We start from the raw sequence: 14,358 nt of genomic DNA on the forward strand, positions 1-14,358 counted from the left end.
TTGGTGGTGGACTCGACCACCACGTCCGGCAGCAGGCCATAATAGACCAGCGCGGAAGGGATAAAGGTGGCGCAAATCGCCGCCGCGCCGAGCTTGCCGACAATCGGCAGGCGTTTGCCAAACTCGCCGCAGGCAAAGCCGAAGAAGGCCAGCGTTGCCACCATGACCACGATATCGCTCGGCAGTTTTCCGCCCAGGCAATCAATGGCAATCAGCGCGCCCGCCAGAACGAACAGCGGCAGAGGTATAATCCCAACTTTCCAGGTATCCATAATATGCCACCAGCGCTCTTTGAGCGAAGGCCGCTGAATTTCAATCGGGTCGTGGGTAACAGAGAAAGAATCGTCAGTTGTGCTCATAATAAGCCCCTTGGTTATTTTGTGCGTTCAGCTTAGAGTCACAAAGGCTTACTTTATGTGAGGGATGGCATATTAAAAGCGAAGTTTTAATGGCAGCTATGGTTTTAATGGTTTCTTTTATTTAATGTGATTTATACCTTATTTATTGCCGTGGTTTTTATGGTTTCTTTTCCGAATCGAACAAACAAATAACATTTGCTCGCGCAGCCCGAAGTACGTTCGCCTTCAGGATAACTCTTTTACAGCGCCCGCTGTGCAAGGGATCACAAGTTTTCGGCAAAGCGGGCGTCAGCGCGAAAAAAGATGATATATTGGCGATCTTTGCTGCTACCTCGCGTGATAGTTATGAAAGTCTCTTTCCAGATTAAGCTGTTTATTTCGCTGGTTGCCTTTTTCTCAGTGCTTTTCGCGCTGCTGGGCGGATATTATTATGCCGACGTCGGGAAACAGCTTTATCAGGAAATGAGTACGCGTGCCAAAATACAGGCTGAAGAGATTGCGCTTATTCCGACATTGCGTAATGAAGTTGAACAAAAGAATATCAGCGCCATCCATGATTTTATGCAGAAGATTTCTGCGCACAGTGACGCCAGCTTTATTGTGATTGGTGATAATAAAGGGCAGCATCTTTTTCACTCCGTCTTTGCCGACAGAGTGGGCACAACCCTGGTTGGCGGAGACAATGAAGCCGTGTTGCAGGGTAAAAGCACCACGACCATCCGCAAAGGCGGGCTGGGCATTTCGCTGCGCAGTAAAGCCCCCATCTTCAACGCCGCCGGACAGGTGGTCGGCATTGTTTCGGTAGGCTATCTCACCAGCTACCTTGATACCATTACCGTCAGTAAGGTGGTCAATATCCTGATTGCCGCCGTGCTGCTGCTGATCGCTCTCTTTATCTTCTCCTGGTTCTTTACCCGCAGCATCAAGAAGCAGATCTTCTCCCTTGAGCCGCGCGAGATCGGCCTGCTGGTGCGCCAGCAGAAGGCGATGATGGAGTCTATTTATGAAGGGGTGATTGCCATTGACGATCGGCGGCGGATTGAAGTCATCAACCAGGCGGCGCGCAAGCTGCTGGGTCTGAGCCAGCCGGCCCGCGAGCTGCGCGGACAGCTGATAAGCCAGGTGATCGATCCGGTCCCGTTCTTCGACACGCAGACGATGCTGGCGAAAGATACTCATGACGAGATTTGCCGTTTTAACGATCTCACGGTGATTGCCAGCCGGGTGCACATCATGCTTGAGGGGGCGCTGCAGGGCTGGGTGATCACCTTCCGCGATCGCAACGAGATCGACTCGCTGAGCGCCCAGCTCAGCCAGGTAAAACGCTATGTTGATAACCTGCGCATTATGCGCCACGAGCAGTTAAACAGGATGACCACCCTCTCCGGCCTGCTGCATATGGGCCGCTACGAGGAAGCCATTGGCTACATTCAGGCGCAGTCGGAACATGCCCAGGAGCTGCTGGACTTTATCTCTTCGCGCTTCAGTTCACCGACCCTGTGCGGCCTGCTGCTGGGGAAAGCCGCCCGCGCGCGGGAGAAAGGCGTCGAGCTGTGTTTCGACCCGGGCTGTCGGCTGGACAGACCGTTCCTGCCCCTTGGTGAGCAAGAACTGATTTCAATTATTGGCAACCTGCTGGATAACGCCATCGAAGCGACACAGCGGTCGCCGCTTCCCCACGCACCGGTAGAAGTGCTGATCAAACTCAGTGAACAGGAGCTGATTATTGAAGTCGCCGACCAGGGCGTTGGCATTACACCGGCGATCCGTGACCGGATCTTTGAACGCGGCATCACCACCAAAACGCGCGGCGATCATGGGATTGGCCTGTATCTGATCGAAAGCTACGTCACACAGGCTGGCGGCGCGATAGAAGTTGCCGATAATACCCCGCGCGGCGCCATTTTCTCCTTGTTTATCCCGGCCACGGGAACCGCCCGGCAACTGGAAGACACCGACTATGCAACATGAACTTATCGACGTACTGATTGTTGAAGACGAGAACGAACTGGCGCAACTGCACGCGGAGCTGATAGGCAAACACCCGCGTCTGAGGCTGGTGGGCATTGCCTCGTCGCTGGCTGCGGCCCAGGCAGAGCTTGAAAGCAAACAGCCGCAGCTGATGCTGCTGGATAACTACCTGCCGGACGGCAAAGGTATCTCGCTTATCAATAACCCCATGCTGGCCCGCGCCAACTGCTCGGTGATTTTTATTACTGCCGCCAGCGATATGGACACCTGCAGCCAGGCGATTCGCAACGGCGCGTTCGACTACATCCTCAAACCCGTCTCCTGGAAGCGCCTCAGCCAGTCGCTGGAGCGGTTCGTGCAGTTTGCAGAACAGCAGCGGGTCTGGAAGATTGTCGACCAGCAGAACGTGGATTCGCTGTATCAGCTCCAGGCGAAAAACTACCGCCTGGACAACGGCAGTAAAGGCATTGAGGAAAATACGCTGGCGCGGGTGCAGACGCTGTTCAACGACAAGGCAACGCACTGCTTTACCGTGGATGAGGTGGTGAGCGAAACGGGATTAAGCAAAACCACCACCCGGCGCTATCTGGAGCACTGCGTGGAGGCGGGTTTTCTGACGGTGGAGATGCTGTACGGCAAGATTGGGCATCCGAGGAGGATGTACAAGCGTAGTGCGGTTTGATGAAAGGTCCCTCTCCCTGTGGGAGAGGGTTAGGGTGAGGGGCAACAGCCCGCACTATCTCAATACATACCCATACAGCCGCTTAATCCCGTCGGCATCCTTCTCGCTGTAAACCCCCTGCAGCTCCGGCGAGAAGCCCGGCAGCAGGTTGATGCCCTCCTCCAGCGCGAGGAAGTAACGCTGTACCGCCCCGCCCCAGACCTCACCCGGCACCACGCACAGTACGCCCGGCGGATAGGGCAGCGCCCCTTCGGCAGCAATGCGCCCTGCGGCATCCCGTATGCGAACCAGCTCCACCTCACCGCGAATATACGCCCGGTTTGCATCCTGCGGGTTCATCACCACCTCAGGCAGGCTCTCCTTGCGGAACATCGCCTTCTGCAGATCCTTCACGTCAAAGCTGACGTAAAGATCGTGCATCTCCTGACACAGCTGGCGGAGGGTGTAATCCCGGTAGCGCACCGGGTATTTCTGGAAGATCGTCGGCAGCACGTCCGCCAGCGGCGTGTCGTCTTCAATATGCTGTTCGAACTGGCCCAGCATCGCAACCAGCTGCGCCAGCTTCTCGCTGCTTTCGGCAGGCGTTAGCAGGAACAGGATCGAGTTGAGGTCGCATTTCTCCGGCACGATGCCGTTTTCGCGCAGGTAGTGCGCCAGAATCGTCGCCGGGATCCCGAAATCCGTGTACTCCCCGGTTTCGGCATCGATACCCGGCGTGGTCAGCAGGAGCTTGCACGGGTCGACAAAGTACTGCTCGCGGGCATAGCCCTCAAAGCCGTGCCATTTGGCCCCCGGCTCAAAGCTGAAGAAGCGCAGCTCGCTGGCAATGGCGTGCGTCGGATGATCCTGCCACGGCCGCCCCGCCACCACCGGCGGGATAAACGGTTTGATCATATGACAGTTGGCAATGATTGCCTTGCGCGCCTCAATCCCCAGCTCGACGCACTCCGCCCACAGCCTGCGTCCGCTTTCCCCTTCGTGGATCTTGGCATTCACATCCAGCGCGGCGAACAGCGGGTAAAACGGGCTGGTGGAGGCATGCAGCATAAACGCATTGTTCAGCCGCTTGTGCGGGCAGAAGCGCGCCTGGCCGCGGATGTGGTTATCCTTTTTATGGATCTGCGACGTTTGCGAGAACCCGGCCTGCTGTTTGTGCACCGACTGGGTCACGAAAATCCCCGGATCGTTCTCGTTCAATTCCAGCAAGAGCGGGGACGTTTCCGCCATCATTGGAATAAACTGCTCGTAGCCCACCCAGGCGGAGTCAAAGAGGATGTAGTCACACAGATGACCGATCTTGTCGATCACCTGGCGGGCGTTGTAGATCGTCCCGTCGTAGGTGCCAAGCTGAATGATCGTCAGGCGGAACGGACGCGCCTCGTCGGCCTTTTCCGGCGCCGCCTCGCGGATAAGATCCCGCAGATACGCATCGTCAAAGCAGTGGTCGTCAATTCCGCCAATAAAGCCAAACGGGTTACGCGCGGCCTCAAGATAAACCGGCGTGGCGCCCGCCTGGATCAGCGCCCCGTGGTGGTTAGACTTATGGTTATTGCGGTCGAACAGCACCAGGTCGCCACGGGTCAGCAGCGCGTTGGTCACCACCTTGTTGGCCGCTGACGTGCCGTTCAGCACGAAGTAGGTTTTGTCCGCGTTGAACACTTTTGCCGCGAACTTTTGCGCGTGCTTGGCGGACCCTTCGTGGATCAGCAGATCGCCCAGCTTCACGTCGGCGTTGCACATGTCTGCGCGAAACACGTTCTCACCGAAGAAATCATAGAACTGTCGCCCTGCCGGGTGTTTTTTGAAAAAGGCCCCGTGCTGGTGGCCCGGACAGGCGAAAGTGCTGTTGCCCATCTCCACATACTGGCTCAGGGTGTCGAAAAAAGGCGGCAGCAGATTCTCTTCGTAACGGCTGGCAGCGCTCTCCAGTTCCAGAAACTCCTGAGCTTTACCCGAGATGACCGCGGTGGCGCCGTCGGGCACCTCCGTTGGCTCCTGCGAGAAAATAAACACCGGTAGCTGAAAGCCCGTGCGTTTCAGCAGTGCAAGGATACCGCTGCGGCTTTCAGCCGTTGTGATGACGACGGCCGCCACATCGGTAAAATCAGTGCTGTCCAGCGTCACCTTTTCGCGGTGCGTAGACACAGTTGAAAGTAGCTCGCGGCTGACGGCAATTTTCATGGTTTTCATAGGCGCAGTTACCCTCACCGGGCGGTGAGACAGGGAGGAGAAAATTCGCGCAATAATGTCACCTTTTATTTTGAGGTGCAAGAAGGAATCAGTATGCACCAAATCAACCAAAGCTAAGGCCCGCGCAGCCCTGCCGTGTCATAATAATGCAATATCAATGATTAAATAACAGGAGTTAACTTTGGTTATCGGGCCATTTATTAACGCAGGCGCCGTATTGCTGGGCGGCGTACTCGGCGCTGTGCTGAGCCAGCGGTTGCCGGAGCGTATTCGCACCTCCATGCCGTCGATATTCGGCCTGGCATCGTTAGGGATCGGTATTCTGTTGGTGGTCAAATGCGCCAACCTGCCGGTGATGGTGCTGGCCACCCTGCTCGGCGCGCTGATTGGCGAATTCTGCTATCTGGAAAAAGGCATCAACAGCGCGGTGAGTAAAGCCAAAAACCTGATTGCCCGACCGGGCGGCAAGGCGAAACACGGCACGCACGAGACGTTTATTCAGAACTATGTCGCCATCATCATTCTGTTTTGCGCCAGCGGCACCGGGATTTTCGGTTCAATGCAGGAAGGGATGACCGGCGACCCAAGCATATTGATTGCAAAAGCGTTTCTTGATTTCTTCACCGCCACTATTTTTGCCACCACGCTCGGCGTCGCCGTGGCGGCGATTAGCGTCCCGATGCTGCTTATCCAGCTGGCACTGGCTACCTGCGCCACGCTAATTCTTCCGCTAACCACGCCCGCAATGATGGCAGACTTTACCGCCGTCGGCGGCCTGCTGCTGCTGGCTACCGGGCTGCGCATCTGTGGGATTAAGATGTTTGCCGTGGTGAACATGCTGCCCGCACTGCTGCTCGCCATGCCGCTCTCCGCGCTCTGGACGCACTTTTTCGCTTAAGGATGCGGCGAAATGGTGAGAGATTGCGCAGTCTGTAACGAAAACAACATTTTTCGTTGACGCCACGGGGCAGATCGGGTTTAATGCGCCCCGTTGCCCGGATAGCTCAGTCGGTAGAGCAGGGGATTGAAAATCCCCGTGTCCTTGGTTCGATTCCGAGTCCGGGCACCACTATTTAGAAAACCCAGCCTATGGCTGGGTTTTTGCTATATGGCTACGGCCGATTTCTGGGCGCTGATAAGCGTGGCTTTCATGCAGGCACGCTTACGCTAATATCCCGGTAAGTTAATACAGGCGGTGGCTCTTTTTTATCACTTAATTTTGCCGGATAAATTGCTGACCTGATTTGAAAGGTTGTCGTTGCTCCGCTTCATGTCATCAAGGCTTCTTTGCAATCGCTCGATCTTACTCTCCTGCTCAGAATTCTTTCTCTCAAGCTGTAAAACCTTCTGAGTTAGCTCATCGACTTTGCGGTTGTCGGACTTCATCTTCCTCAGGCTATCCTGCATCTCCTGTAGATCCGACTCCCTGAAATCAGAAGGCTCGATTTCATCTGCATTAGAAATTACCGGGATATATCCTATATTAGCGCTGCTGGGTTTGATACTAACCTGAACTTTATTTAGACCCGCAGAGTGTGCGTAACCTATTGAAGAAAAAATAAAAAAAAGAAACAACACACAGACCAGACAGATATTTATTCATTTCTAACGTCCTTTTAAATTTTTCAATCACTTCCAGGAGTCTCCTTCTGGTATCACCCGCTCATTTTCTGCCACCTTACTTACATCCGCCGGTAGCGAGATAAGCGCGTTACCACGCACCTTATTAACGAACCCGCCCTCGTGGCGGTTTTTTGCTTTTGAATTCCTGACAACTTTAGGGATCGTTCCCACCTGTGCCCAGCAGTTTGTTTTTAAAGATAAACAAACACGCCTCATTAAAGTTCTCCGCCCCCAGCCGTTCCGAGAGCGCCATCCGTTTGCGGTAGAGGCTTTTTACCGACGTATTCAGCTCGCCTGCAATCTCCTCCATTGACATCCCTGCTCTCAGCAACCGCAACATGATCGCTTCGTGCGTGCTCAGCCGTAAATTCAGCAGCCACTTCGTGGTCAGGCGACGGCCCTTCATATTGAGCACCAGATTAAACAGCGAGGCCATGTCCGGCGCCGTCAGCGACGTGTTCATAAACAGCTTCATACTGAGCAGATTCTCCTCGCGGTGGCGCATATCAAGCATAACGCAGCAGATTGTTTTTTTCGTTCTGGCCGGATGGCGTATCAGGTAATCATATAAACGGAGCGGAGAACGACTATCAATCAATACAGAATATTCATCTGCACCGTTATCAAATATGTTTCTGTCAATCGAGTCGAGCAGGATAATATCCGGGAAAAATATCCGCATCCCTCTGACAAGGTAGCGATCCTGAGTCACTAAAACAATTGAAGTTGCCACTAACCATCCCTTTTAGATTAAAGCAAGCACGATCCCTCGCAAAGAAGGCCGCCTTCGTTTTATAGCGCTGTTATATTAAAGATAAATGTTTTCTGGCTTTGGATATCCCTCAATACAGACATTGATGAGTAAGACTTCCTGTAGACTATCATTCAATGGCTGCCATTAATTATAAATAAAAAACAATCGCAGAAAAGTCACTTCTCTAAACATTAAGAGTTTTTGTCATGAAACTTCCCAAACATGCACCAGAAAGTACTTTAATTGAGGCTGATAAACCCCATTAAAAATATATACAAAGCTGTCACAATAAAAATAAAACACAGTAATTTCAATAAGTTAAAAATACACACCTAATTCAATAAAAACGTCATAAAGCGCTCAATCCAGAATTATCTCAAAACGACACACCGGCTTTTAGACATATTTATCCGGCAACATATCAGGTGTACATTAGCTTTCACCCAGTACACTGAGATAAGGATCCATAATTACCTTTAGGTAAGTACCCCGTAACATCACTGCATTCAGATTTAATGTTCTCATTTATGGCCTTTAACCCTGAGTTTAAAGGCGGCCGTGTTATGCAATGGATTCATGATAAACAAATGGCAAATAGATATGGAAAGTTCACTTCGCTTCAATACGTTATTCTTTTATCGCACCCCAACATTATTGTTTCTGTTATTCCTCTTTCCTGTTCTGGCTCAGGCGACCGAATCCGTTTATGAGCAACAGATTCAACAGGCGCGTAACGGTAATTACACGCCGTTTCTCGATTATCTTCAGCGTTATCAGCAGCAGCATGCCCTGACGCCTGAACAAGTTGCGGACTGGTTACAGGTTGCAGCCTGGGCGGGTCATGATGACGAGGTTATTCAGGTCTGGCAGCGTTACGGCATTTATATGCCGCTGCCCGCCCGCGGCGTTGCGGCTGTCGCGCAGGCCAGGCGAAATCAAAAAGCGTGGCAGCCGGCCCTGGCGCTCTGGAAAGAGGCGCGTAGCCTTGCGCCGGATAACGACGATTATCGTATCGGCTACATCAAAACTCTCGCCGATGCCCGCATGGACACGCTTGCCCTGCAGGAAGCCCGACGGCTGGTAGCTGAAAATCCCTCTCAGGCGCATCTCCAGACGCTCTCGTATGTCTGGTTACGCCAGGGAAAAAGCTGGGATCGGCTTCTGGCAGACACCCGCGCGCTAAATGTCGCACCTGAGAATAAAGCGCTCCTCAGCGAGCTGATCGACGCGCTAACGGATAGCCGGGTGAACACCCCAGCGCTCCAGCTTTCACAAAGCGTAACGCTGTCCCCCGCGGAGCGTCGCCGTCTTGAGCGTAATGCCGCTGCAGAACGGGTTCGCCTTGCCGATGTGCCTGGCAGAACAGAAAAGGAGCGCCTGCAGCTTGCGCAAACCGCGCTGAATCGTTACGACGCTCTGCTTGCTCGCTGGCAAAAAGAGCCGCAGGCGGCGGAAGACGTCGTCCTTGCTCGTATCGACAGGCTTGGCGCGCTGTACGCCCATGCTGATTACCCACGGGTGATTAGCGAATATCAGGATCTTACGGCAGCCCAGCATCCGGTGCCGGGCTGGGCAATCGGCTGGGTCATCTCCGCGTATCTGCAGGAGCAAAACGCTGCCGCCGCCTTCTCGCTTCTGCAACGCTATCCGCAATACGCTTCCGACCCGCAGGACGAGGAGCACGCGCTTTTCTACGCCTGGCTGGATACGGGACAGTATCAGTCCGCCCGCCAGTACGTAGAGCGCCAGACCCACAACGTCCCGTGGACCCGCTACGATTTCGGCTCCCCAACCCCTCAGCCGAACGATCGATGGCTTACCGGACAGTCGCTCCGCTTTAACTATTTGCTGGCGACGAATGCCCTGCCGGAAGCCGAAAAGCTGGCGCACCGTCTGGCGACAACGGCGCCGGGCAATCAGGGATTACAGATTGACTACGCCACCCTGCTTCAGGCGCGGGGCCTGCCGCGCGCGGCCGAGCAAAAGTTGAAAAAAGCGGAGGCGCTGGAGCCCTCGAATCTGGAGCTTGAGCAGCAGCAGGCTTACGTCGCTATGGATCTGCAGGAGTGGCGGCAGATGGATTTACTGGCTGACGACATGCTGGCTCGCGCGCCCGCCGACCGCAGCGCCAGACGTCTCGACAGGCTCAGAACGGTCCACCACATGTCCGAACTGCGCCTCAACGCGAGCAAGGGTTTGCACTCCGATAACCCCGTCAGCGGGACGCACGACCTCAACTGGGACGCTACGCTCTATGGCCCGCCCTTAGCGGATAACTGGCGGCTGTTTGCCGGCACCCGCTATGCCGAGGGTAATTTCGATGAAGGCAAAGGCACCAGCCGTCACCTTTTGGGCGGCGTCGAGTGGCGACCACGCGACCTCCAGCTCGAAGCCGAGCTTTCCAGCAACCGCTATCACGGTGAAAACAAGCCGGGCGCTCGCCTCGCAACAACATACTCTGTGACCGATAGCTGGCAGGTCAGCGGCAGCCTTGAACGCCTGTCGCGCACCACGCCCCTGCGGGCGTTACGCAACGGAATTAGCGCCAACCGGGGTGAAGGCGGGGTGCGCTGGTATCAAAACGAGCGGCGTGAGTACCAGTTCAGCGCCGCCCTCAGCCGCTTCTCCGACCATAACCGTCGCCAGGAATACACCCTCACGGGCAAGGAGCGTCTCTGGCAGACCCCGTCCCTGACGCTGGATCTCGAACCGGGGATCGCCGCCAGTAAAAACAGCCTGCGCGACACGCTCTACTACAACCCGGCGCGGGATCTGTCCGTGACGGCGGCCCTGTCCGTTGACCATGAGATGGTCCGCCATTACGACACCCTCTGGAGCCAGCAGTTTGTGGCGGGAGGCGGCAGCTACTGGCAGAAAAATCAGTCCGCTGGCGCCATCGCCCTGCTGGGTTACGGACAGCGCGTACAGTGGAACAACGTCATTGATACCGGCGTGATGCTGAACTGGGATAAACGCCCTTACGACGGCAAACGCGAGAGCAACCTCTCCGTCACGTTTGACGCGACTTTACGCTTTTAAGGATGAATATGCTGAACACACGTTTTTCCGTGAGCCTGATACTCCTCGGCTGGCTCTGCCTCAGCGCGAGCGTCTGCGCGCAGGCGATCTCGTTCATTGCGCCCAAAGATCGGCCGCAGCTGGAGGCGAGTAAACCCTGGCCGGAGAACCAGTTTCTGGTCCTGGCCTACCACGACGTTGAAGACGATGCCGCCGATCAGCGCTATCTCTCCGTTCGCACCAGCGCGTTAAACGAGCAGATAGGCTGGCTTCTGCACAACGGCTATCACGCCATCAGCGTGCAGGACATTCTCGATGCCCATGACGGGAAAAAAACGCTGCCGCCGAAAGCCGTTCTGCTCAGCTTTGACGACGGCTACAGCAGCTTTTACACCCGCGTCTGGCCGCTGCTTCAGGCGTGGAACGTTCCTGCGCTGTGGGCGCCGGTGGGCAGCTGGGTGGATACGCCGGCAAATCAAAAAGTTAACTTCGGCGGCCTGATGACGCCCCGGGATCGCTTCGCGACGTGGGACATGGTGCGCGAGCTCAGCCGGTCCCCGCTGATTGAGATCGGATCGCATACCTGGGCCTCGCATTACGGCATTCCGGCCAACCCGCAGGGCAGCCGCGAGCCGGCCATCGCCAATCGCTTTTATGACAAAGCCACGGGCCGCTACGAAACCGACCAGCAGTTCAGCCAGCGGATCGGCGATGACGTTCGTAAAGTGACTGAAAAAATCACGCAGGTGACGGGCAAAGCGCCGCGCGCCTGGGTCTGGCCCTACGGCGCCGCCAGCGGTACGTCGCTCGCTATCGCCAGACAGCAGGGTTATCAGCTGGCCTTCACCCTTGAGGACGGGCTGGGGAGCGTGCAGGATCTGGGCAACATCCCTCGCCTGCTGATCGCCGGGAATCCCTCGCTCAAGGCGTTTGCCAGCACGGTCAGCCAGGTTCAGGAGCGCGATCCCGTGCGCGTCATGCACGTCGATCTCGACTACGTTTACGATCCCGATCCTGCCCAGCAGACCCAAAATATCAACAGGCTGATCCAGCGGGTCTACGACATGAAGATCAGCCATGTTTTCCTGCAGGCGTTTGCCGACCCGCAGGGCGACGGCAGGATCAAGGCGCTTTATTTCCCCAACCGTCGTCTGCCGGTCCGGGCAGATCTTTTTAATTTTGTCGCCTGGCAGCTGCAAACCCGCGCGGGCGTGAAAGTCTTCGCGTGGATGCCGGTGCTCTCGTTCGATCTCGATCCGTCCCTGCCGCGCGTGCAGCGTCGGGATCGTCAAACCGGCGAGCTGCGCGAAGCCACCGAGCCCTATATCCGGCTCTCCCCGTGGGACCCGCAGGTGCGCCAGCAGGTGACGGACATCTATGAAGATCTGGCCCGCTATGCCAGCTTCAACGGGATTTTGTTCCATGACGATGCGGCGCTGACGGACGTGGACGATGCCGGTCAGAACACCACGCGTCAGAAAAGCCAGACGCTTATCGGGTTTACCCACGCCCTGAGCCTGGCGGTGAAGCATATCCGTGGCCCGCAGATAAAAACCGCCCGCAATATGTTCGCCTTACCCATTCTGCAGCCCGAAAGCGAAGCGTGGTTCGCGCAGAATCTTGATGATTTTCTGGCGGAGTATGACTGGACGGTGCCGATGGCCATGCCGCTGATGGAGTCCGTTCCGGCAGACGAGAGCGATGCCTGGCTGACGCGTCTGGTTAAAGCGGTCGCCACGCGCCCCGGCGCGCTCGATAAAACGATTTTCGAGCTGCAGGCCAGGGACTGGGACCAGAAACCGCAGCGCGCCGTTGCCGATAGCCAGCTTGCGCAGTGGATGCGCGTGCTCCAGCTGAACGGCATTAAAAACTACGGTTACTACCCCGACGACTTCCTCAACAACCAACCTGATATCTCGCGCATCAGGCCTGAATTTTCTTCGTACTGGTACCCTGACAATGACTGATCGCATTATCGCCTTCTCTATTTTATGTCTGGTATTCGGGTTGCCGTTAGGCGTGGCCGCCCTCTTTACCGGCGAACTGATTCTGGATTTTGTGTTCTTCTGGCCGCTGTTCATGTCGGTGCTCTGGATAACCGGTGGCCTCTATTTCTGGTATCAGCTTGAACGCCACTGGTCGTGGGATAAAGACACGCCCGCCCCGACGCTCGCGGGTGAGCCGCTCATTTCCATTCTTATCCCCTGCTTCAACGAGGGACGAAATGCCCGGGAGACCATCAGCGCCGCGCTGGATCAGCGGTATGAAAATATAGAAGTTATCGCCATCAACGACGGATCTTCTGACAACACCGCGCAGGTGCTGCAGGAGCTGGCGCAGGAACAGCCGCGCCTGCGGGTGATTAACCTCGCGGAAAACCAGGGGAAAGCGCTGGCGCTCAAGGCCGGAGCCGCGGCGGCGCGGGGCGATCTGCTGGTCTGCATTGACGGCGACGCCCTGCTCGATCGCGATACTGCCGCTTATCTGGTGGCCCCGCTGATTCAGTACCCCCACGTCGGGGCGGTTACCGGCAATCCGCGTATTCGCACGCGCTCCACGCTGATTGGCCGCATTCAGGTGGGCGAGTTCTCTTCCATTATTGGGCTCATCAAGCGGACGCAGCGGATCTATGGCCGGGTCTTTACCGTCTCCGGTGTCATCGCCGCGTTTCGCCGACAGGCGCTGGCGGACGTCGGGTACTGGAGCCCGGACATGATCACCGAAGACATCGACATCAGCTGGAAGCTACAGCTGCGCCACTGGGATATCTTTTTTGAGCCGCGGGCGCTGTGCTGGATCCTGATGCCGGAGACGCTGAGGGGCCTGTGGAAACAGCGCCTGCGCTGGGCCCAGGGGGGCGCGGAGGTGTTTCTGGTCAACCTGCGCAGGATTGTGCGCTGGGAGCATCACCGCATGTGGCCGCTGTTTCTGGAGTACGCCCTGTCAACGCTGTGGGCCTTCGCGTATGCGATGACGGTGCTGCTGTTCCTCCTCAGCCATGTCGCGCCTGTTCCCGCCAGGCTGACCGTGGAGAGCCTTTTTCCACCGGAGTTTACCGGGCTGCTGCTGGGCGTGATGTGCCTGCTGCAGTTCCTGGTCAGCTTGTACATCGAGCGGCGGTACGAACGAAAAGTGGCCAGCTCGCTTTTCTGGGTGATCTGGTTCCCGATGGTGTACTGGATGATTGGCCTGTTCACCACCCTCGTCGCATTTCCAAAAGTCATGCTTAAACGCCAGCGCGCCCGCGCGCGCTGGATCAGTCCGGACCGGGGAAAAGGGAGCATTTAATGAACGAAAATACCTTAATTTTGACCGAGCATCGGCTCTTGCCGCGTCTTTTCGATGCCGCGCTGACGCTGGTGGCATGGGGAGGATTTCTGTTTTTCCTGTATGCCCGGCTGTGGATGCAGCTAACCGATGAGAGCGACCACCGCTGGAGCGTGATTATCGCGTCCTTTAATACGGTGTTGCTCTACCTGCTGTTCGCCGCGCTCAACGGCTGGCTGCTGATTTTGTGGTATCAGTACAACCGCCGCCGCGCCCATGTGAGGCGGCGTCAGCCAGGCTATTTTCACCAGGAAGAGCTGGCCCGCAGCTTTAATGTTTCACCGCAGATCATCTCCGAGATGAGCCAGTACAACCTGCTGACGGTGTATCACGATCAGATTGGCCGCATCATCGATCTGAAGATCAGCGAGCAGCAGGAAGAGGAAGAGCAGTAACAAAAAGCCCCCGCAGGAGACCCTGCGGGGGCTATTTCA

Annotated in this window: 11 protein-coding genes and 1 tRNA gene; 8 read left to right on the forward strand and 4 right to left on the reverse strand. The window is 56.1% G+C overall.

The genetic code is table 11. The annotated features are described in order from the left end of the window. A partial coding sequence (locus INF68_RS23160) for a 2-hydroxycarboxylate transporter family protein (protein ID WP_227412769.1) occupies positions 1–359 on the reverse strand: 359 nt, incomplete at its 3' end. 345 nt (positions 360–704) lie between these two features. On the opposite strand from INF68_RS23160, the gene INF68_RS02900 reads away from it, so the two are divergent. Further along, positions 705–2,330 carry a sensor histidine kinase gene (locus INF68_RS02900; protein ID WP_166770309.1) on the forward strand — a complete coding sequence of 542 codons (1,626 nt, stop codon included), beginning with the start codon at positions 705–707 and terminating at the stop codon, positions 2,328–2,330. Continuing rightward, a complete protein-coding gene (locus INF68_RS02905) occupies positions 2,320–3,012 on the forward strand; it encodes a response regulator (protein WP_023309148.1) in 693 nt (230 codons plus the stop codon). The genes INF68_RS02900 and INF68_RS02905 overlap by 11 nt, the downstream gene beginning before the upstream one ends. A gap of 54 nt (positions 3,013–3,066) precedes the next feature. Here INF68_RS02905 and INF68_RS02910 read toward each other — a convergent pair whose 3' ends face one another. Then, positions 3,067–5,202, reverse strand: coding sequence for an ornithine decarboxylase (locus INF68_RS02910; protein ID WP_126785794.1), 2,136 nt, complete (start codon positions 5,200–5,202; stop codon positions 3,067–3,069). Between the two features lie 181 nt (positions 5,203–5,383). Between INF68_RS02910 and INF68_RS02915 the strand changes: the two genes are divergently transcribed. Both INF68_RS02915 and INF68_RS02920 read left to right on the forward strand, forming a co-directional pair. Continuing rightward, the gene (locus INF68_RS02915) at positions 5,384–6,100 is read left to right on the forward strand and encodes a DUF554 domain-containing protein (protein WP_193525254.1); all 717 of its coding nucleotides are present in this window, start codon (positions 5,384–5,386) and stop codon (positions 6,098–6,100) included. Between the two features lie 95 nt (positions 6,101–6,195). Next, a tRNA-Phe gene (locus tag INF68_RS02920) sits at positions 6,196–6,271 on the forward strand. Positions 6,272–6,411: 140 nt separating this feature from the next. Here the strand turns inward: INF68_RS02920 and INF68_RS23165 are convergent. Continuing rightward, positions 6,412–6,588: a hypothetical protein gene (locus tag INF68_RS23165; RefSeq protein WP_227412770.1), complete on the reverse strand. Its 177-nt coding sequence runs from the start codon at positions 6,586–6,588 to the stop codon at positions 6,412–6,414. 391 nt (positions 6,589–6,979) lie between these two features. After that, positions 6,980–7,507 (reverse strand): LuxR C-terminal-related transcriptional regulator, encoded by a 528-nt coding sequence (locus INF68_RS02930; protein WP_181367027.1) that lies wholly within the window; start codon positions 7,505–7,507, stop codon positions 6,980–6,982. 672 nt (positions 7,508–8,179) lie between these two features. Between INF68_RS02930 and pgaA the strand changes: the two genes are divergently transcribed. The 4 genes from pgaA to pgaD are packed head-to-tail and all read left to right on the forward strand — an operon-like array spanning position 8,180 to position 14,319. Then, entirely contained in the window at positions 8,180–10,618 is a 2,439-nt protein-coding gene (pgaA, locus tag INF68_RS02935; RefSeq protein ID WP_126785792.1) for a poly-beta-1,6 N-acetyl-D-glucosamine export porin PgaA, read from the forward strand. A gap of 8 nt (positions 10,619–10,626) precedes the next feature. Beyond that, positions 10,627–12,564, forward strand: a complete 1,938-nt coding sequence (pgaB, locus tag INF68_RS02940; RefSeq protein WP_126785791.1) for a poly-beta-1,6-N-acetyl-D-glucosamine N-deacetylase PgaB — start codon at positions 10,627–10,629, stop codon at positions 12,562–12,564. Beyond that, a complete protein-coding gene (gene pgaC, locus INF68_RS02945; protein ID WP_023309155.1) occupies positions 12,557–13,885 on the forward strand; it encodes a poly-beta-1,6-N-acetyl-D-glucosamine synthase in 1,329 nt (442 codons plus the stop codon). The genes pgaB and pgaC overlap by 8 nt, the downstream gene beginning before the upstream one ends. Then, positions 13,885–14,319 (forward strand): poly-beta-1,6-N-acetyl-D-glucosamine biosynthesis protein PgaD, encoded by a 435-nt coding sequence (gene pgaD / locus INF68_RS02950; protein ID WP_023309156.1) that lies wholly within the window; start codon positions 13,885–13,887, stop codon positions 14,317–14,319. Before pgaC ends, pgaD begins: the two co-directional genes overlap by 1 nt. Positions 14,320–14,358 lie beyond the last annotated feature (39 nt).

The organism is Enterobacter cloacae complex sp. P16RS2 (assembly GCF_014982155.1).
Taxonomy (GTDB): Bacteria; Pseudomonadota; Gammaproteobacteria; order Enterobacterales; family Enterobacteriaceae; genus Enterobacter; species Enterobacter cloacae_M.